Genomic DNA, 22,495 nt, shown 5'->3' with positions numbered 1-22,495 from the left:
AACTTAACTTTCTTTTTCTCCTGAAACCAGTGATTTAACGGGTTCAAAACTTGTTCGGTGAATCGGGGTAACTCCTAGTTTTTCGAGTCCTTCCAGGTGTTTAGCTGTTCCATATCCTGCATTAGCAGCAAAATCATAGCCAGGGAACTGCTGATCGTAGTCCTTCATCAATTCATCACGTGTCACCTTAGCTACTATAGAAGCCGCTGCGATAGAGAGGGAGTTAGCATCTCCTTTGATGATGGAAGTTTGTGAAATTGGTAACTCCAACTTCATAGCATCGATCAAAAGGTGCTCAGGTTGCGGACTGAGCTGGGAAATTGCTTCTCGCATGGCTAGTTTGGTCGCTTCATAGATATTGACTTGGTCTATGACACTATTATCCATGATACCGATTCCGATTGACAGGGCTTGGTTTTGAACGGCTTGATAAATTTCCAGATGTTTCTTTTTAGGGATTTTTTTGCTATCGTTGAGACCTTTAATCTTACAATTTTGAGGTAAAATAACGGCTGCAGCTACTACAGGTCCAGCCAGAGGACCTCGGCCGACCTCATCAACACCTGCTATTAAGGTTAATCCTTGCTTATAAAGTTCTTTTTCATAGGAAAGCATGGATTCTAAACGAATATCCTCATCCAGTTCAGCCTGAATGGTTTTTTTACGCTTGCTGATTTCCTTTTGAACTCCAGAGCGACCATCTTTTTCAAGTTCTAAAAAAACAGGGTTATCTAAGTCCTTGACTGTTGCAAGGAGTTCTTTGATTTCTTTAATCGTCGCCATCGAGGTCTTCCAATGTATCTAAGGTATAGTTACCGAGTTTGCCATCGCGGACTTCCTTCACGAAGAGACTGTAAAAACGGTCATAGTCGTCACGGAAACCGAGAGTGCGGGTCATATCCATAATAATAACAGGCGCGTCTTCTTCAATTTTCATTTGTTTGAAGCGCTCAGCCAACTTTTCTGGATAATGTTCTTTGAAATAATTGAGGCCAAAAATAGTTACCTCATCCATAGGAAGCAACTGGTCTTTGATAGCTCCAGTCAAGGCCAACTTAAGCGCAACAGTTTCATCCTCAAACTTAGGCCAGAGAATCCCTGGTGTGTCCAAGATTTCCAGGTCTTTATTTGTTTTGAGCCATTGTTGTCCCTTGGTAACCCCTGGTTTATTGCCGACAACGGCAATTTTCCTACCAGCTAAACGGTTCATGAGAGTTGATTTACCAGCGTTTGGAATCCCAATAATCATGGTACGCAATGTTTCAATCTGAATCCCACGTTCTTTCTGGCGAGCAATCTTATCAGCCATAAGCTTCTTGGCCGCATCTGTTACAACTTTTACAGTCACTTGATCTTTGGAGTTGATAGCCAGCGTCTGGATTCCCTGTGATTCAAAATACTGACGCCATTCCTTGGTCATTGCTGGGTCGGCCAAATCCGCCTTATTTAAAATCAAGAGTTTTGGTTTATCACCAACAATCTTGGTCAACATAGGATTTTGACTAGATAGAGGCAAGCGTGCATCCACCAAAATCGTCACAAAATCAACAAATTTTAAATTTTCCTGCACCTGTCGACGCGCTTTAGACATGTGACCAGGAAACCATTGAATAGTAGCCATTGAGTTTTTTCCTTTCGTAGCAAGGGTTTAGAGACCCTATTTTATTTTACTATAGTTTGAACATAAAGAGTTCTCAAATGAATGATGTTCAAACAGTTTTTTGTTTTATGATATAGAAATCTACTTTATATTATATCATGACTTCTTTCTTTTGTCCGATGATAGCCTTTCAAGCACTCTATATAGAAAAAAGCCATCAAATGATGACTTTTCAGAGGGAGCAAAAAACTGCCCTCTTTATATTTTAAACATTTAAATGTCTTCTTTAAACAGTTGGTTAAAGAAACCGTCTGTGTTTTTAAGAAGGGCTTTGAAGACCTTAGATTTCAAGTCCACTGTATTTTTGAAATGATCTTTAATTTTCGGATCTGACATACCATCAAGATCTTTTTGAACAGCTTCATCAAATAAAGTTTTCAACTGAGCATAATTTGTAATTTGACGACCATCAATTTCAATAGTTTCAAATCCTTTTTCTGCTTTTGACTTAACATCTTTGAAGTATTGTTTCTTCCACTCTTCAAGAGTATTAAATACACCTTTAGATACCTTCTTAATAATGAAATCATCACCTAATAGCTTGTTGTTCTCTCTATTAGCTTCACCTTGGTATTTACTAGATACATATCCGATAAATCCATTTTCATAGCCAAAGTAACCCCACATACGGAAGGCATTATGCTTGAATGATAATGAACCTGGGGCACCTTTACTTGTATTACCACCATAAATACCAGCCATCATATTGACATTGACATAAGCCGTACCAAAATCTTCTGGGTGGAAGACCTTATTGCCTGGATTTCCGTGAATGGTCATGAAATTATTATTTACCAAATCATCAATGGTTTCAAGCTTGGTCATTTTCTCAGCGTCTGTCAAGTCACGCACTTTGTCCCATTGGTGAGGACCACTTAGTTTATTTCTATCCATTGGTCGACGTATTTCACGGTCAATTTTCTTGAACCACTTACCATTATCGCCTTTAACCTTAGGAAGAACAGCTTCAGCTTCAGCATAATCAAGCATCATCATAGCTTCATTGTAGTTCTTCATGTAATGGTCGATTTGGTTACGTGTTTGAAGTTTGTCAGGGTCGGGATTATACCATTGATTTCCATCATTTGGACGATGATAGGCCATGTTAAGACCTAACGCACCATATTCACCATTTGTTGTTGACTTATCAGGAGTTTGCAACATACCTTGAGCAAAGGCTTCTAAATCTGTACCTTGACGATGGTTATGTCCTCCAAAGTAAGCTACACGGTCATTAATGTGTGTGGTTTCATGTGTGAAGGCAGAGATACCAAACGGGTCAAGCATATTGGTTACCATGAAGAATACTTGCTCATCTTTCCACGGTTTATCGTAGATTTTCGCCATCGCTCCCATAGCTCCATTAACTTGATGCCAACGGTTAGTCGGGCCGAATAGTTCACGAATAGGAGATACCACGGTTCCACCTTTTCCATAACCTTGACGATTTGCATCCTTAATTCCTTCATAAGTTTGATTATCCCAAACAGGTGTTGGTACCATATACTCGCTCTTCAAGAGTTTATTACGAACACTTGGAAGAGCTAAACGAGACCAGAAATCAAGATAAGTTTGTTGTGATTTAGCGACTTCATCAATACGTTTCTTCAATTCCTTACGTTCTTCTTCAGTGTTCTTACCATATTTCTCAAATGAACTATAAGCCATCGTGTTATATGTTGAAATCATAAAGATATGGGCTTTCTTTAAGTTGAGCAATGGTAAAATCATACGACCGTGAACGTCATTATTTAAACCGTCAAATACACGATGTCGCTTATCTTTAAAGGCTTCAGTAGTTGTTTCAGGCTCTGCTACATAAACGTTTTTCGCAGAATGAATAAACCAGTCATTCAAATCTTTATCTTCTGTAAATAAACGCATATTATAGTCTAAGAAGCTACGTAAATCACCTTTACCAGTTGCACCAGCAATCACTTCTTTGTAGGCATCTTGTGTACGGTCACCTTTCAAGAAATGTTCTCTTGAACCAATTTGAATCAAACGGTCTAGTACACTTGGTGTCTTACCATAGAAGTCCGGTTTGAACATCATGATATCCTTGATACTCAAATCACCATATTTGATATCATAGTAACGATTAAGATAAGTCAGTCCCATTATAATCTTAGCTTTATTATCTTCTACTTTCTTGAGTAGCGATTTCATCGCGGCAGCATCAACGTTTAATTGATGGTCTTCATTTTCGACCAAGGCTTTGACGAACTTATCTAGATTTTGCTTCACTTCGGCAAAACTTTCTTCTAAGTATAGATTACGAATATATCCATCTTTACGAGCATTTGTATTTTCTTCTGACTTCTTACGTATATCCATTAATGCGCGTACTTCAGCTGAAATTAGGTCAACACTTGAAAGTCTTTCTTTAACATCAGCAATCAATTTATCACGATTTTTAACAACCATATTTGGTGTGTAAACCACATCATCTAAACCATCAATACTATACTCACGAACTTGTTTCACCTTAGAATCAGCAACTGCTGTCACGTTCATTTCTTCTTTGGTGCCATCCGCATAGTGAACCATAATCTTATCAATATCTGATAAGTCCGTCACAAACTGACCATTCTTCATACCTGTAACAGATAACACTTCTTTAGTCATTAGGTTTGAACTTGTAGCCAATCTGTTACCTTGGTTTACAATCCATTCCTTATTGTAGAAGGGTTGTAGTTTCTCGATGTTGTGGTATGCCTGCTCACGCGTTGCGTCATAATCTTGAGTTGTTTTATACTCATTATCACGAGTTGTTAGGTTGTTAAGTGTATTCACAAGTGGGTCTGTGATTTCATACTTATCAGCAGTGATATTGAAGGTGGCAATACGTTTATCAGCTTCAGCTTGGTCTACACTCTGAATTTGTTTTGAACGTTTATATGAAACATTGCCTGACGCAATATCTCTCACATATACATTGTTCTTGAAGTAATAGAATCCAAAGTCTGGGTCGCCCGAATCCACTAAACCAGAACCGTACATGATTTCACCATTGTTTACTTTCATCATGCTGACGTTGTTTTCAACCCATCCCCAATTGTAGTTGTCGTGAATGAGCCCACCACTTTGGTTATTTGTTTTGAGAGTCATGGATCCTTTAACAACGGATTTAGTCAAGTGACCTTTTTGTTTTACATCCATAGGGTTTACACCGTGGTCGATTTTCGCAATCAGTCCACCGAATTTAGCGTTGTTTGCCTTAATATTCGCATCTACATAAGAGCTATCAACATTACTTCGCCAACTTTCGCTGACAAGTCCACCAGCCCACCAACCTTTGTTACCCACACTTTCGATTTTACCAATGAAAGCAACATTGCGCATGCTGGATTCATCAAGTTTGTTTACCATACCCGTCACGTCATTGTTACCAACAACTTGGCCAGTCACTTTGATATTTTCAATTGTTGAATTCTTAAAGTTTTCACCGAGTGGTGCGGTTCGGTCTGCCCAAGGCATGTTTATGTTTACATTCCCCAGATTAATGTCATGAATGTGAGCATTTTCAGCTCTTGCAAATAATGGCCGTGCCAGATTATGGATAGTGAAGTGATTGCTTCCATCACTCAATAATTTTCCTTTGAAAACATTCGTCACATATGATTTGTTCGGGGTTGGTGTATTAGTTGCATTTAAGTCAGCCCCAAGTTTAAACTCACCATCAGGTTTTTTCTGCATATCTTCAATGAGTTCTTTGAAGTTGTAATATACATTTCCAACCTTTGGTCGTGGTTTTTCCATGTAATAAACGTACTCATTACGTATCTTGCTTGGGTCAGTATGCTGAATAAGGTCAACAGCTCTTGCGGTTACTTTGTAGAGAATTTGACCAACCTGATTAATCTCTTCGATTTGATCAACTGCTAAACGAGTCACTTTGTTATCCCGAGACGTCACTTTGAGATAGTATTTTTCAGTCTCTGTTGGTGTCTCAGTCAGGAAGTCCTTCAATGTTTCTGTTCCATCTTCTTCGACTTTTACAAGATTTGTTGAGGTAATGTTTTTCAACTCAATTTTTTTCAAATCCAAGCGAAGTGGTTTCTCTTCTAATGTTGCAGTTTCTTCTCCCTTACCACGGTCATAGGTCATAGTGGTTTCTATCTTATAGTCCTTGTAGAATTTTAAATCTTCTACCTGCTTATCTAATTGCTCTGAAGTTAAATCTACTGTTTTGACAATTTCATTTCCATCTTTAATTGTCGCAGTAATTTTATTGATCTTGACTCCATCTGTATTAACCAAATGATAAAAAAGATTTGCGGAGCGGTCTAATACATTTGTATCTGTTCGCTCCAAAGTCAAAACAGGAGCCGTTTTTTCTTTAGGCTTTTCTTTTGTACCTTTTACAAGAATTTCAGGCTTCATTTCTTTCAAGATAGTTACTGTTTCAACTGGTTCACTAATTTTTTTGCCATGTAACTCTTCATAGCTAGTAACAATTTGACGTTCGCCATCCTCACCAACTTGTTTAACAGAATCATCGCCTATAAATTTGCTAGGATCAGATTCTTCTGTGATAGTTTTAGGAATAGTCTCTTTACGAATATCGGTATGTAAAGAAGGCAACTCTTCTCTTTCTGATGCAACTTCTGAAACTGTAGATACTGGTTCAGTGTATTCTGTCTTCTTGCTAATAGGTGGTTCAAGTAAGTTTCCTTTTTCATCCACTCCTATTGTACCTACTGGTTCCGTGTATGCTGGTTTTTCGCTAACAGGTGGTTCAATCAAGTTTCCTTTTTCATCCACTCCTGTTGTACCTACTGGCTCAGTATATTCTGGCTTTTCGCTAACAGGTGGCTCAAGTAAGTTTCCTTTTTCATCCACTCCTGTTGCACCTACAGGTTCAGTATATTCTGGTTGCTCAGTTTTAGGCACTTCATCTGGACCTGTACCTACAGGAGCTGTGTACTCAGTTTTCTCTACTTTAGGAGCCTCGTCTGGAACAGTACCTATAGGTTTAGTGTATGCTGGTTTTTCATGAACTTTTGGTTCAACTAAATTACCGCCAATTGGAGCTGCATATTCTGGTTGCTCATGAACTTCAGATTCTACCAGATTACCACTAGCTGGTGCTGTATGTTCTGGCTTCTCAGCTTTAGGCGCCTCGTCAGGGACTGTGCCTACCGGTGCAGTGTACTCTGGCTTCTCTGATTTAGTTGTCTCGTTTGGAACGGTGCTTACAGACTCTGGATTTTTAGGTTTTTCTGCTTTAGGCGCTTCATTATGAACACTTTGAATTTCAGACTTTTCTGACTGAGTAAATGATGTGTTTATTTCGCTTTGAATAGAACGAATCATCGTTTTATCTGGCGCTAGAATATCCTTTGTCCCCTCATCCTTATGTTGAATTTCTGAAATTGCATCATCATTAAGGGGTAGGTATCCAATATAACGATATCCAGCAATTTGAACTACTCCTTCATTACTTGGAGCTTTCAAAGGATTGCTTATATCGAGTGCTTGTATGCTAGAAAGACCGATTAGTCCAATCGTAGTAACTAAGAACAGACTAGCAACTTTTTTCTTTTTATGAACTAAAAGAACTAAACTACCAATAGCTAATAGACCTAAAGCTGTAAGCACAGAAGTCGATGAACCTGTTGCAGGAAGAGTTTCCTGCTGATAAATAAGAGCATAAATTTTCTCATTATCAGTAGGAATTCCTGCCTGAATCTTTGTTTGTTCTTCTTGTGTAAGAGAGCTTTTTTCAATGTAATGATAGGTAGAAGCATGAATGATTGACGGTGCAACCAAGATACTTCCGAGTAATACCGAACCAACAATCCCACAGATTTTTCGGATCGAAAATCGTTCTTTTTTAAATAATGACAAGCGTAATCACCTTCTTTAATTTTATTTCCTAATAGTAAACACTATTTTTTATTCTCAAAAATTGAACTTCTAAAATCACCGGTTTGGTCAAGATAAGCTTTAAAGATCGCTTTTTTCAGTTTAAGAACTCTACTATATTCAGGATAAATATTTACACGTTCATCCTCTGCATCAGCTTTGACAGCAGCAGTTATCATACTTTGAAGCTCTTCTATATTTTTTATTGTCACTCTATCTTTTCTGAACCAATTTCCATTTGGGTTATCGAAGCTAATGCTCATTAATTTATTAAATTTAGCTTTTCGCTCTTCATACATTGCTTTTTTAAAGTCTACCCAAGATGAGTAACTATTATTAAATATTTTTTGAAGTACTAACTCATCAGTTACATTACCAACTTCCTTACCATATGACTTAATCACTTTACCTTTAGCTTTCGCTTCTTCTGCGTATTGATTAGAAATATATGGTACCATTCCATCTTTAAATCCTTTTGCAGCTAACAATTCAAACGCCATACGACGTCCCATTAAATCACCCGGCGTTCCTTCATTATTACTTAAAGCTGAATATATTGGTGAAAATAGTTTAATTGTATAATAGCCATTTCGTTTAAAGGTATTATCATTGTCATTTTCATATCCTCTTCTTGTAATAACATCATTTTCAATTAGACTATTAAATGTCGTTAATTTGCTAAGTTCACTTTCATTTAAGTAACGAATAGTATTAGTTGCATATACTTTACTTCCGTCTGGATCCGGTTCAAATTTATTTTCTATTTTTCTCAACAACTCATTTTTCTTAGAAATATCTAAGTTAACAACAGCATTACCTTCTAGATATTCTAGCATATAAATTACATCAAACATATTATGCATATATTTTTGCAAATCTTCTGCATTATTAAATCGTTTTGTAGGATCTTTCACCTGAAGTCTAGTTGGATCTTCTGATTCTTCATACTTCAATATAGAGTTAATCGTAATAGTAGGATCATTTGGATGATCCGGAGCTTGTAATAATCCTTTTGCATAAAATTCTGGTCCAAGTCCATTTCTTCTTCCATAGCCTCCAAGATAAATTTCTCTATCTGAGTTATGTGTCATTTCATGTGTATAAGTTACCGCACCATCTTTATCAAGCATACGATAAGCCATATAATAGAATGCATCCCCTGTAGCGTATGCTCCATTAGAATTATGAACAACATTATTTCCTGCCGGACCGAAGAAATGTTTTATTGCTGGATGATTAGTTTCAAAAGTTGCTTGGTATGTATCTTTTTCGCCTTTATCATCTGCACCAAATCTAAACGCATCATAAACTAGAACACTTCTATATAATTTTTCTTTATTTTCATTATCTAGAATTTTATACCAATAATCATAGTGATCTCTAAATCTAGCAGCCGCTTCTCTTGCTTTTGTTTCAACATAGTCATTTAAATTAGTTCCTGCTGGATGTTCTTTACTTCTATATCTATCATAAGCACCGAAACCTATAGTCGAAATGTTCGCTATGATAAACACAGATTTTTCAGGTAATGTTAATAGCGGCAATACCATACTTGGATATTTCCATGATGGGCTAGTTAATCTGTCATATACTCCAATTGAATATGGACTACCAGCTATTGATTGCTTATCACTTACCTCTTTAATTGCAGATTTTTCTTCTACTATATAAGCTTTAGTTTGTTCTTTAAACCACTCATTATTTGTTTTATCTGGTACAAAAGCTTTTCTATATTTTTCTAATGCATCAAATAAATTATTAGTTTTATAATTTTTCGCTAATAAAACGTTATAAGTTATAACATTATTTTTCGCTAGTAAATTATTATATCCAGATTTACCTAATTCGATAACATTATCTAACGCTGAACTATTTGATTTACCGAAGAAATCCAAGTGGTACATGACTAAATCTTTCGCTTTTGTTTCACCATATTTGAAATTATACCAACGCTCTAAGTATGTTAATCCTAGAAGTAGAGCTTCTTTATTATTTTTAATTTTTTCGATTACATAATTATCTATTATCTTATTATTATTTTCAGCTATTGCAGCATCTGAAGTAAGAAGTTTTGTCAAACTATCTTTCAAATTAGTTTTTGTGGTATTGAATTGTTCTTCTAAATATAACTCCGTTAAACTAACATCCTTAGAAACATCTAATACTTTTCTAATTGCCTCTGATTTATATTCTACACTATTTAATGCTGGTAAAACTTCTCCTAAAATATTATTATAATTGCGAAGTAATGTATTCGGTGTGTAAATTAAATTTGTACCGCCTATTCTATACTCTGCTACACTTGAAAAATCACTTTGATATTCTATATTTTTTGTCTCTGATGTATTGTCCGCGTAATATAGTAACAGTTTATTTATACTTTCTTTGTTTTTGTTAATATCACTAATTACTTCATTATCTTTCATAGGAACTACTGACAATAATTCCTTATTATAAAGGTTACTACTTGCCTCTACTAAATTTCCGTACTTAACTATTGTTTCTCTATTATAGAATGGTAATAGTTTTTCTATATTTTTATATACTTTTTCTTTTGATGAATCAGCATTCTCAAGACTTCTATAGTCAGTTACATATCTAGAAGAGAAGTTAAAATCTTCTGTTTTAGTAGTATTTTTAGATACAAAAGCAGCTTTTTTCTCTCTAATTTGTGCGTCTTCTAATACTTCTCCTCTTTGAACATCAGAATCCTTAGTTAAGATTTCATCATCTTCTTGTACTACGTTTACAACCTTATTATTTTTGTTGCTATACACATGATTTGCTTTCATGTTAGTGAAATCTTTTCCAGTTATAGCATTACCGTTTGTAACATTAACGTCGCTTAGTACATTAGAAAGTCGACCAGATTTTTCTAATCCTCCAGCTGGATCCCAAAGATTACCAACTACTCCACCAACGTTTGCAAAACGTTGCACATTATTAAGATTTCCTTCAGCATAACTATTACTAATTAGTGCACTATCTTCTACTGCACCAACAATTCCACCAATAGATTGATCCCCTTTAGTTGCGTTTGATGCTAAATCAATTGATGCGAACGACTTATCTATTAATCCCCTCGAACCAGAAAGTTTACCTACTAAACCTCCGATTTGATAACTAGCAACTGTTTTATATGTATTAGTTATTCTACCTGTATAGCTACTGTTAGAAATAGTAGAATTATTAACTTGTGATACTAATCCTCCAATTCCATGTTCCCCAGCTATTGCTCCATCAGCATGAACATTATCAATATGGGTATTGCTATTCGCTTCTTTTGCAAGTGTTGCAGCATCTTCTTTTGCTGAAATATTGACATCTTTTAGTGAAAGTTTTTCTACTGTAGCACCATTTAATCCTCCAAATAATGGTTTTTTCAAATTATAAATAGCGTAATATTTCTCATTATTTGTTCCTACTAATGTTCCATGGAATACATTATTCACATAACTTTCTTGACCATCTGGAAGTTCAACTTCACGAGCATCCATAGTTGCACCTAAACGGAATGTGCCATTAGGATTGCTATTCATTGCATCTACTAAATTTTTAAATGATGTATAGACACCAGTTTCACTTTGCTGAGTTTTTGGTAAATAATAAGTATAATTTTCTAATACATTACTATTTTCATGCTGTATCAGATTATTTGCACTCGCTACTATCTTATAAACATCTCTATTATCTTTAGTATCATTAGTAATGCTTGTAACTGGTAGCATCACATCTTTAAAGTTCTCTGATTTAACTTTCATAAAGTAATTTTCTGCATTACTTGGTAAAGAAGCAAGTGAAGTTACATGTCGATACTTATTACCATCTTTTGAATATAGTTCTACAGAAGATATATTTCTAAGTTCTAATTTCTTAATAACTTCTTTTTCATCTTTAGCGTCATCTTTTTTCTCATCTTTATGACGATAAAGTTTATCGTATACTGGGGTAATTTCATTACCTGCTATAATGCTCTTAATCCAAGCTAATTGTGTAGGAGATAAAATCAATCCGCCTGAGCGATTTTGTGCTCCATTTTGGTGGACACCAATGACTTCACCATTAGCATTAAATATTCCTCCACCACTCATACCAGGATTTCCACCTTGATATTGAACACCGTAGGTGTTATTCGCGTATTCTTGTTCCATTTCTACCGTAGCATCTTTTAAGTGCGTATATTTCCCAGCTGGATATCCATGAACATTTAGTTTGTCATTAAGATTTACTTTAGTATAATTTTTAACTAATTCTACATGTTCTCTGCCAGTTGTTTCAGGTAGCTTAATCACTGCTAAATCATAGATAAATCCTTTTGGATAATCTTTTTTATTATAAAAATGAATATTGTTAGCAGTAAATGTTCCTTTTTGTCCATCAGGAGTCACCCACTCATATACGTTTTTAGATTTATCACCTCTAAATTCGCCCGTAGTATTATCAGTAGAATTATTAATGAAATTATGTGCTACTGTTAAAAGTACATTTGGTGCAATAAAAGTAGCTGATCCTACTCCAGTAACCTTCGACGAATCTGTAATAAAGTTCATATTAATTAATGCACTAGATTTTTTCTGAATACTCATTTCTTCTGGTGTATTAGTATTTTCATTATTTGGTTTAGTATCTTCTGCACTAGGTTGTTCGATTTTACCAGTATATTCTTTCGGTGCTTCTACTTTCTCTGGCTCGACTATCGCTCCAGACTGTGGACCTGTGTATTCTGGTAGTGGTGCTACCTGCTCTGGTTCAACAATAGCTCCGGCTTGTGGTTCTTTATATTCTGGAAGCGGTGCCACCCGTTCAGGTTCTCCTTTATCACTTACCACAGTATCTGGCAACTCTGGTTGGACTTCTGGTACGCCTTTATCACTTACTACAGCTTCTGGCAATTCTGGTTGGACTTCCGGTTCTCCTTTTTCAGCCACAACAGCTTCGGGTAACTCTGGTTGAACTGCTGAGTCACCTTTGGCGCTTACAACTGCTTCTGGCAATTCTGGTTGGACTTCTGGTTCACCCTTGTCTGTAACAACTTCTTCGGGCAACGCTGGTTGGATTGCAGGTTCACCTTTGTCGGTTACTACAGCTGCTGGTAGTTCAGGCTGAATTGCGGGTTCAACAATAGCTCCAGACTGTACGTCCTTATGTTCTACACCAGTCTCAGGTTGTTCCGTTATAACTTGAGTTTTTTTAGTACCTTTTTCGACTATTCTTGAAACAGGCGCAGTCGTTGAAGTTGAAACAATTTCTCGCGAAACTTCTTCCTTGTTTACAGAGAATATTCTGATGACTTCAACTTTTTTACCTAATGTACCTTCTTGTTTTACTCTTACAGTTCCTTCAGCTAAATCAGGATTCTCCTGAACTTCTTCTTGAAAATCTATTTTTGTCTCTATAGTTTCCTCACGATATAAGAGTTCAGGTTTATTCAACTGGCCTGATAGAACTTCATCCTGCGGATTTAATGTATTTACCCCAGTCTTTTCTTTTGGAGAAACCTTCTCGTCTTTCTTCGTTTCTAGATTCTTATGTTCGGCTAATTGTTCTTGAGAATCTGAAGATTGTTTCTCTTCTTTTCTTGGATTGATTAATTCAGTAGAGAAAGGTTTTTCAACTACTTGAACTTCTGTCGGCTTAGTTGAAGAAGCTGTTTTTTCTTCCTGAATAGCTTGTACCTTTGATGAATTCTCTACAAAATTCGGTGTAACATTATAATCTACCTTTTGTTGAGTTGTTGGACTAGATACTGATTTCTCTTGATTGCTTACTTTAGATTCAGAAGTTATGTTTCCCTCTTTGATATATCCAATATAAGTGTAACCTGAAATCTCTTTAGGAAGAGGTAATTTTTCTCCAGAGGTCAATTCATAGTCCGTATTGTAATTTAGCAAAAGATGATTTTCTAAAGCATGGGCTGAAACTAAGACACCATTTCCTATTCCTGCAACCAATACTAAATGTAATACTGTTTTATTCTTAACTTTTTTCTTGGAAACGGCAAAAATTAAAATTCCCAGAGCAGCTAAGCTAGCACCAGCAACCAAGGTTTGCATCTCATTCTTGCTTCCAGTATTTGGCAATTCCGCCAGTTGATTTTGAGAATTTAACTTATAAACAAGATAATAAGTCTCATCATCATTCTCCATGTATGTTGGAATATCATAGACAAGCTGATTCTTTTCATCTGATGATAGCTCTGAATCTGTTACATATTTATAGTGAACACCTTTAGTCTCTTGAGCATCCACAGATGAACTAGCTAATACAGACATAAAAAATAAACTTGAAATCGTCGCAGATACAAGTCCTACTGATAATTTTCTAAATGAAAAACGCTGCTGTTTTTCACTAAAATACTTTTCCATTATTCCTCCTTGAAATACAATTTATAGATGTTACAAAGACCTTTATTATATTAGTGTATTATCTATAAAAAAGGCAGTATACCTTAATTATACTCTTTATTTACCGAAAAGTCTTAAAATTTAGTAGCGTTTTCATACTTTGTTTTATATATAATACTCAATGAAAATCAAAGAGCAAACTAGCCGCAGGCTATACTTGAGTACGGCAAGGCGACGTTGACGCAGTTTGAAGATATTTTCGAAGAGTATAAAATACCAAGCAGTAGTTTTGCAACTTCCTATTATTTTTTTGGGTAAAATTACACCTACCATGAAATTTCCACAGTAGGTGTTACTCATATCACTAATCGTTCTAAAAATGGTTTGAGGCAATTGAGGAGAATTCCTTCTATCCAGCTTTCCTGTGCTGAGGAGAGATGATCTACCTGTAGGCTTTCTTTTAGAAAATCGCGGACTTGTTCTGGTGAGATTTCAAACTCAAAGGCTTTCATTTTATAGAAAAAGTCGAGCAGATGATCTGACAGATATTCAGTTGAAAAGGGAACTTCTCCACTTTTTCGATATTCTAATAAGAGGCGAGCAAATCGAGCTTTTTCTTCAGGAAGTTCACGAAAGTAAGAATTGAGGAGCCAGGTCTGCTTCTGTTTTCTTTCAATTGGATCTTGACTGGCAATTCGTTGATCTTTTTCCAGCTCTTTTTGGTATTGTTTGGCCTTGATAGCCCGTTCTGTCCGATTTTTACCAAAAAGAATTTTCTCCCACTTGCGTTCTTCTTGAGTCAGGGTCTCTGTAAAGCCAAAGTAATCTTGATAAGCACGCTCTGCTGGGCCCATAGCTAGAACCAGATTGTCTGCATATTGCTTGGCGATTTTATCCCTCTTCTTGCGCTCTTTCTCTGCCTGAATACGGAGTTCTTGTTCGTAGTCAATTTTCTCCTTACCTAGCTTGACAAGGTAGAGTTGGTCATCTGGTTTTCCAAGTAAAAAGGGTTTGATACACTTTTCAAGAACTTCTTCCATACGAGCCTTCTTCTTGGGCTCTGCCTTGGTCCAACTTCCTCCTTGAAAGACTTCTAGGAAGAGATGGTAGTCTTTCTCAGGTGAGAACTGATTTCCACGATTGGGTTTAAAAACACCTTTTTCCCAGAGCCATTTTAGAAGTCGCTCGTCAAAGTCACTTTTATTGACCTTGATTTTTTCCCTTTTCTGGATTTTTCTGGTCAGATTTTCAACCTTTCTGAGTAGTTTTTCTTCCTCTTCCAGTTGCTGGTCAAGGGTCAATCGATGAAAATGACGAACACAGTCGCTACCTATCGGAAAGAGGCGTTGGCCTGTGACACCGTTAAAGAGTTCATAAGCGTATTTGATGGCATTTCCACAGACACAATTGCTACGGCCGATACCGTTAAAAATCAAGGAAACTTCATTCCATTCCTTGGTAGCTTGTTCCCAAGTATCCGCTTTTGAAGCCTGTAAAACCGCATCATGCAGGGATTTTCTAACTGGAAGTGTCATGAGGTCTCCTTTCTAAATTATACTTTTACAACTTGAACCTCATCTTTACCTAGTAAAATCAAGTATTTCTCAATATTTTTAATCGAATAGGCTCGAGATAAAGCCTCTCCGTATAGGGCTAACTGACCACGATAACGGTCTATGAGTTGACTTGGTTCATCATAGCGGTCTGTCTTATAGTCGAACAGAACAATTTTGTTTTCGTAAAGCAGATAGCCATCAAGGATACCACGGACAACGAAGTCTTCCTGACTCTTTTGGTCTCGTTTGAGCATGGAGAAAGGTTGCTCACGATAGAGATGGTTGGTATTAGCGAGAATTTCCTGACCGAGTGCTGTGTCAAAGAATGCAAGAATTTTAGCAAGATTAATCTTGTCTCTGACAGCTGGGCTGGTTTGAACTTGTTGGAGAGTTTCTGTCAGGCTAGCAAGCGTTGGTAGCTGACTGAGGTCCATTCTCTGCATGAGTTCGTGGGTGGCACTACCAATCTCAGCTCCTGTTACCTTTTCTTTGGTTGAAAAATCTGGTAAATCAAAGCTAATTTTCTTGTCTACTGACTGTCCTTGACCTGCAATCTCGACACCTTCCATATCCATAACTGGTTCGTAGAATTTCTTGATTTGACTTGGGGTTTGAACACTAGGCAGTTCAATGGCTGCCCGGTGAAGAGTATTATAAACTTCCACCTCTTTTAGCATTTCAAGGGCTTCTTTAATGGTATCTGACTGACGATTGTCTGCTTGGGAGCTATCTTGTAGAGGGCTCTTGGTTTCCAACTCTCCGATGGCTTCTCTGGTCAACTGATCTTCGCCAACAAAACGATAACTAAAGTTGAGATTGTCTTTGGCAAACACTTTACTGATAGCCCACATCCAATCTTGGAAATTCTTGCCTTGAAGTCTAGTGTTGCTGTTTAGTTTTCCATTTTTAGCTGCTGGGTATTCCTTGGCTTCCAGCTTTTCGCGAGAACCCTTGCCGACAAGATAGAGCTTTTTCTCAGCCCTCGTCATGGCAACATACAGCAGACGCATCTGTTCTGAATAGCTAGCTAGCTGTAATTCTTCTTCATTCTGTATATAAGTTAGGCTAGGAATGGAGAGTTTGATAGTTTTAGGATAGTGATCTTCCACTGCTCCTGTCTCCATTTTGGCAATGTATTTGACACCTAGTCCATTTTTACGGCTGAGAATGACTTCTGATATAGAGTCTTGCTTATTGAAATCTTGATCCATATTGAGGATAAAGACGTAAGGAAACTCCAGCCCTTTACTCTTGTGGATGGTCATGAGCTCTACTGCATCTTTTGGCGGTGCGATGACCACGCTTGCAAGATCGTGCTGGGCTTCTAAAACTTGGTCAATCATACGGATAAAGCGGGACAAACCTTTGAAATTGCTCTTTTCAAACTGGTCAGCTCGCAGTGCTAGGGCATAGAGATTGGCCTGTCTAGCAGGACCATTTGGCAAAGCCCCAATGTAATCATAATAAAAACGGTCATTGTAAATCTTCCAAATCAAGTCATAGAGGGAGTGGGTTTTGGCATACAAGCGCCAAGAAGCTAGTATATCCATGAATTGCTCTAGTTTTTCAGCTAGAGCTGTGTGAATCAAGCCTTTTTGACTACTTGCCATTTTTTGAGCATTTACTAGTTTCTCATAGAGATTTTCTTGGACTTTATCCTCTGCTTTCTGAAGGGACAAACGTGCTAACTCGTCCTCATCAAAGCCAAACATAGGAGACTTCATAAGGGCAACCAAGGCATAGTCTTGCAGGGTATTGTGAATGACACGAAGGGTATCTAGCATGACTTGCACTTCTAGGGATTGGAGATAATTGTTTTGCTCTCCGTCAGTTTTGACAGGAATTCCGTATTCAGACAGAGCGAGAAGAATCTGGTCATTACGACTGCGGCTGGAGGTCAGAAGGGCGATTTCTTTAAAGGCAACACCTTGTTCTTGATGAAGTTTCAGAATCTCCTTGATGACTAAGCGCATTTCCCCTGTTAATTTCGTTTCTGCTTGGCTCTCTTCTTCCTCACCTGTATCGTCCTTGTCGTAGAGGAGAAATTCTGCCTTATTGTCTGTATTAGGAGTCAGTTTGGTATTGGCAAAAACAAGCTGGTGCATGTTATCATAGTTGATTTCGCCGACCTCTTGATCCATAAGGCGTGCAAAAACATCATTGGTTGCTGACAGCACTTCTGAACTACTACGGAAATTTTCTTTAAGCAAAATCAGCTTGCCTTCGTGTGGATTTTGCGCATAGCGTTGGAACTTTTCATTGAAAATCTGCGGGTCTGCCTGACGGAAACGGTAGATGGACTGCTTGATATCTCCCACCATAAAGCGATTGTGTCCATTAGAAAGTAATTCCAGCATCCGTTCTTGAATATGGTTGGTATCCTGATACTCATCGACCATGACTTCATGGAAGCGATCCTGATAAGCCTCACGAACTTGCGGGAAATTCTCTAAAATCTCAATGGTGTAATGGCTAATATCAGCGAATTCAAAGGTATTTTCCTGACGTTTACGCTGACGATAAGCCTCCACAAAATCACTCATAAAGGCTTGGAAAGTCTTAGCTAGTTCCCATGTGTCTTCATGATAACGTTCTTGATAGTCGAGAATGGTTATCTGGTCTGACAGTTGTCCTAGTTTAGCAAACTGGGACTTTCTCTCTTCGTTGTAGGCATCAGCCAGGGGCTTCAAATCAGCCTTACGACTGGCATTGGTCAGAGCTCGACCGTTTTTCTCTTTCGAAATCGCGACAACACGCGCAAGCACTGCTTGGTAAGCCGGACTATCGGATTCCTGATTTAGGGAGCCAATTTCATCCAGAATCAACTGGACATTTTCTAAATAGGGAGCCTTAGGAAACTCCTTGGCATCATTATCCAGATGATAACGGAAAAAGCTTTCCAAATCCCAAAGGGCTTGCTGGATTTGCTCAGTCAGTCTTTCTTTTTCACTGCTAAAATCAGCGTTTTCAAAGCCTTTGAGGAAAGATTCACTCAGCCATTTTTGAGGGTTGCTGGTGGATTGGAGGAAGTCATAGATTTTATAGACCTGCTGGCGCAGACCACGTTCATCCTTGCCGCGCCCTGCAAAATTTTTCAGCAAATGGCTAAACTTCTTTTTCTGCTTACCTTGGTAATGGGCTTCAAAGACCTCATGGAAGACTTCATTTTTTAGAAGGAGTTGCTCGCTCTGGTTTTGTAAAATCCGGAAATTAGGCGCAATATCAATTAGATAGCCATGTTTGCCAAGAAATTTTTGTGTGAAAGAGTCCATGGTACCGATGGCTGCGTTGGGTATGTCTGCTAACTGGCGACCCAAGTGTTGTTTGAGGTCAACATCGCTGCTTTCTTGGATTTGTTGGCTGATTTTTTTCTCTAAACGTTCTTTGAGTTCGGTCGCAGCCTTGACGGTAAAGGTTGAGATAAATAGTTGAGAAATTTCCACACCACGCGCTAATTGATCTAGAATGCGCTCTGTCATGACAAAGGTTTTACCAGAACCAGCCGACGCTGAGACAAGAATATTCTGACCAGAAGTATAGATGGCTTCAATTTGCTCGGCAGTTTTCTTTTGTTCCTTGCTCGAATGCGCTTCTACTTCTTGCAGTTTTTGAATTTCCTTCTCAGTTAAAAAGGGAATAGGCTTCATCGATTCAACTCCTCTCTTATTTTTTCAAACCAAGCTTGCTTGAGTTTTTCTCCAACCAGACGCTTGCCGTCAGCCAAGTCTAACTTTTCTAGGAACCGGGCTTGACCTAAGTGGTAATTGGCTTCAAATCCAGTAATAGCCTGATGTTGCTGGACGTATGGGGCGATACTTCTGCCATTTTCGGTATAAGGATTAATGGCGAACTGGCCTTCTAAAATCTTCTCTGCTGCTTTCTTGTAAAGATGGACATTGTAGTCCAGTAGGAGCTGGAATTCCTCATCCGTCAGCTGATTAGCCTTGTTTTTATTGTAAAATTCGCCCAAATGACTGCTTTCTTTTTCTAAAAAGAGTCCTTGGTATTTCATAGACTTGCTGGCTTCTACTACTGCACCTGCCAAACTTTTAACGGCCATCAAAGATTGGACAGGCTCAGCCATTTCCAAGTACATGGCACCAAAAAAGTTCTGCTCCCCTTCTCTTTTTAAGGCAGCTAGATAGGTTGGTAACTGGGAATTGAGCCCATTAAAGAAATGAGGAAACTGGAACTGAGTTAGACTGGATTTGTAGTCTACTACTCCTATCGCCCCATCAGCTTTCAAACGGTCAATCCGGTCCACCTTGCCTCGTACAAAGACACTGCGACCACTGTCCAATTGAATAAAGGCCTGCTCTTTTCCACCGAAATTCGCTTCCTCTTTGATGGTTTCGATGGCTGGATTGTGTCGGAGAATATGTCCAGTCGTCCGTGCGACATCAAGCAGAACTTCCTTGGTGAACTGGGCTTCTAAACTTTCTTGATAAATAGCCTCAAATTCGCGTTCCTGACTGGTTTCTTGAATAGCTTGTTCTAGACGTTGGTCAAAGGAATCTTCGTTAGGTAACTGCAAGGTACGTTCAAAAATACGGTGCAAGAAATTTCCATGACTACGAGCATCTGGACGCAGGCGCAATTCCTCCTGCAAGCCTAACACGTAGCGGAGGAAATAACTGTATTGGTTCCGGTAAAACTCCGTCAAACCAGATGTAGACAGGTAAAATTCCTGTTCATCAGGATAGAGCGCCTGCAAGGTGTCCTTAGCCAACTGCTTACTGTTTGGACTGGTTGGGAGAGCTGGATTTTCCAGACCTTGCTGGTCTAGTTTTTTACCCATGACACGCGCCAGAACCTTAACAAAAGTCAAATCTTGATCAGTATCGCTCGTCTCGCCCTGCTGGTGATAGGCAACCAGACTGGACAAAAGACTGTGATAGGACCCCATATCCTCCTTAGACAGCCCTTTGTGATTCATCCTCTTCTCTTTTCGACTAAATCCAAAATGGACCAACTCTTGAAGATAGGCAGATTCCTTACTTTCACTTTCATTAAAAAGGCTTGGAGCCGATAAGACCAACTGCTTACGAGCAGAATTGACCAAGGAAAGCATAGTATAGCGATTTTTCTTGAGGTTTTCACTGCTGGCAATCAGCAATTGAACGCCTTCTTCGGTTGCTTGGTTTAAGCTTTGTCTTTCTTCATCTGTCAATAGACTGGTGTTTTGCGCAATTTTTGGTAAATGATTCTGAGTCAGCCCAATGGCATAAACAAAGTCAGCTGTCAGAGGAGCAATCAAATCATAACTCTGCACCAGAACGGTGTCCACTGTTGCTGGAATGGTGCGGTACTGAGATAGGCTCATTCCAGAATGGAGCAAGGCTAGGAAGTCCTCCAGACTAACCTGTGAACCAGCAAAAACAGTCGCAAATTGTTCTAAAACATGACAGAATGCCTTCCAAACCTCGGCTTGTCTTTCCTGTTCAAGAGCTTCCATAGTGGCTGTCAAATCTTGCAACTGCTTGGTCACAGCTCCTTCTTTTAGAAAGCTATTCCACTTGTACAAGAGATTTTCAGCCTTTTGTTTTCGGCTAGCAAAAAGAGTCTCAAGAGGGGTTAAAATACGCAAACGAAGAGCATTTAAACGTTCCAGATTAAATTTTCCATGGTGGGATTTGGTAAAGATTTGCTGAAAGGCTGGCAAGCCATTGATACCAAGATAACGGATATATTGCTCAAAAGCATCAATATCAGCCTGACTAAGGTCGGTATACAAACCTGTTCTGAGAAGGTTAATCAAATCCTCCTGACGGAAACGATAGCGTTTTAAAGCCAAGATAGACTCGACAAACTGTGTCAAGGGATGGTGAGCCATAGCTTCGCTTCTACCAATATAAAAAGGAATCTGATACTGGTCAAAAATCGTTTTTAGAGATAATTGATAAGAAGCTACATCCCCCAAGAGAATACGAAAATGCTTGTAGCTCAGGTCTGAGTTCTCATGTAATTTCTGACGAATGCTACGGGCTACTAACTCCAACTCCTCCTTTTGTGTCAAGCAAGACCAGATTTGTAAGTTTTCACGGTCTTTCTCATCGACATCCAAAGCGAGTTCTGAAAAGTTATAAGAAGACTCCAGCAAACGAGAGGCCTTATCAAAACTATCCATCTTCTCATGAGTCTGAGAACGGTCTTGAGCAGGAATTTGGTATTTAGAGGCTAGATGATGGAGAAACTCCACACTGGCTTGATAGAGATTGCCTTCAGCGAATGGACTGGTATAAGCTTTCTTACTAGCATAAGCCCCAATAATAATCTCAACTCCCTTGCCATGAAGTAAGTCCACAATTCGTTCTTCTTCGGCAGAAAAACGGGTAAATCCATCAATGACTAAGGCGATTTGAGTAAAATCACTACTAACTTTGTTATTCTCAATAGCATCAATCAATTGAGACAACTGACTTCCTTGAGCCAACTGGCCTTGATTGAGATAGGCCGTTACCTTCTCAAAAATCAAGAGTAAATCAGATCGCTTGTCCTCATCCGTCAAACTCTCCAAGTCTAAAAAGTTCATCTGAGCCTTGGTCATCTCGTGGTAAAACTCAATCAACTGCTGGATAAATTGAGGATCTTGCTTGATAGCGCCATAAACACGTAAATCCTTAGGATCAAGTTCGGCAAGGCATTTGTAAAAGGCCATCCCAAGACCAATATCATCAAGACTGATCTTGGCAGGCAAATCATTCAAAATCAGGTAACGAGCCATTTGAGTAAAGCGCGTGACGGTAATCGCAAAAGAAGCCTGCTGGGACAAGCATTCCAGCACGGCGCGTTCCTTTTCAAAAGAAAGAGAGTTAGGAGCGATATAGAAGACTCGCTTGCCAGCAGCAACTAGCTCTTCTGCTTCTCTAGTTAGAACCTCGGTCAAAGAAGTCCGAATATCAGTATAAAGTAATTTCATCTCTGCCTCGTTGGAATTTTTCATTACCCTATATTATACCATGATTAGTCTCGTAAATCTGTTAAAATATTTAGGCCATCCTTTCTTTTATTCATCATCTGCTAAATCTGCTAGATCTTAAATACTTAATTTTACTTGTATTATA

The 22,495-nt window shown here is 38.3% G+C and carries 7 protein-coding genes; all 7 read right to left on the bottom strand.

Annotated features, from left to right (window positions below; translation table 11 throughout):
• Positions 1-3 precede the first annotated feature (3 nt).
• A complete protein-coding gene (locus HT696_RS01675) occupies positions 4-783 on the bottom strand; it encodes a ribonuclease HII (RefSeq protein ID WP_173282898.1) in 780 nt (259 codons plus the stop codon).
• Positions 770-1,621: a ribosome biogenesis GTPase YlqF gene (gene ylqF / locus HT696_RS01670; protein ID WP_173282897.1), complete on the bottom strand. Its 852-nt coding sequence runs from the start codon at positions 1,619-1,621 to the stop codon at positions 770-772. Before ylqF ends, HT696_RS01675 begins: the two co-directional genes overlap by 14 nt.
• Before the next feature lie 252 nt (positions 1,622-1,873).
• A complete protein-coding gene (locus HT696_RS01665) occupies positions 1,874-7,513 on the bottom strand; it encodes an SIALI-17 repeat-containing surface protein (RefSeq protein ID WP_173282896.1) in 5,640 nt (1,879 codons plus the stop codon).
• A 41-nt stretch (positions 7,514-7,554) separates the two neighbouring features.
• Positions 7,555-13,896: a ZmpA/ZmpB/ZmpC family metallo-endopeptidase gene (locus HT696_RS01660; protein WP_173283198.1), complete on the bottom strand. Its 6,342-nt coding sequence runs from the start codon at positions 13,894-13,896 to the stop codon at positions 7,555-7,557.
• A gap of 335 nt (positions 13,897-14,231) precedes the next feature.
• Positions 14,232-15,410: a hypothetical protein gene (locus HT696_RS01655; RefSeq protein WP_173283196.1), complete on the bottom strand. Its 1,179-nt coding sequence runs from the start codon at positions 15,408-15,410 to the stop codon at positions 14,232-14,234.
• 17 nt (positions 15,411-15,427) lie between these two features.
• On the bottom strand, positions 15,428-19,078 hold the full coding sequence (gene addA, locus HT696_RS01650; RefSeq protein WP_173283194.1) for a helicase-exonuclease AddAB subunit AddA: 3,651 nt from the start codon (positions 19,076-19,078) through the stop codon (positions 15,428-15,430).
• Entirely contained in the window at positions 19,075-22,350 is a 3,276-nt protein-coding gene (gene rexB, locus HT696_RS01645) for an ATP-dependent nuclease subunit B (protein WP_173282912.1), read from the bottom strand. The genes addA and rexB overlap by 4 nt, the downstream gene beginning before the upstream one ends.
• Positions 22,351-22,495: the final 145 nt, after the last annotated feature.

Source organism: Streptococcus sp. 9903 (genome assembly GCF_013276625.1).
In the GTDB taxonomy this organism is placed as follows: Bacteria; Bacillota; Bacilli; order Lactobacillales; family Streptococcaceae; genus Streptococcus.
The sequence above is the reverse complement of the archived record's forward strand: the minus strand, read 5'-3'. Positions and strand labels throughout refer to the sequence as shown.

What these genes read in the sequence shown, in the direction of transcription:
- HT696_RS01660 (WP_173283198.1), bottom strand. Translation starts at nt 13,896, where the DNA reads ATGGAAAAGTATTTTAGTGAAAAACAGCAGCGTTTTTCATTTAGAAAA.
- HT696_RS01675 (WP_173282898.1), bottom strand. Translation starts at nt 783, where the DNA reads ATGGCGACGATTAAAGAAATCAAAGAACTCCTTGCAACAGTCAAGGAC.
- HT696_RS01655 (WP_173283196.1), bottom strand. Translation starts at nt 15,410, where the DNA reads ATGACACTTCCAGTTAGAAAATCCCTGCATGATGCGGTTTTACAGGCT.
- addA (WP_173283194.1), bottom strand. Translation starts at nt 19,078, where the DNA reads ATGAAGCCTATTCCCTTTTTAACTGAGAAGGAAATTCAAAAACTGCAA.
- rexB (WP_173282912.1), bottom strand. Translation starts at nt 22,350, where the DNA reads ATGAAATTACTTTATACTGATATTCGGACTTCTTTGACCGAGGTTCTA.
- ylqF (WP_173282897.1), bottom strand. Translation starts at nt 1,621, where the DNA reads ATGGCTACTATTCAATGGTTTCCTGGTCACATGTCTAAAGCGCGTCGA.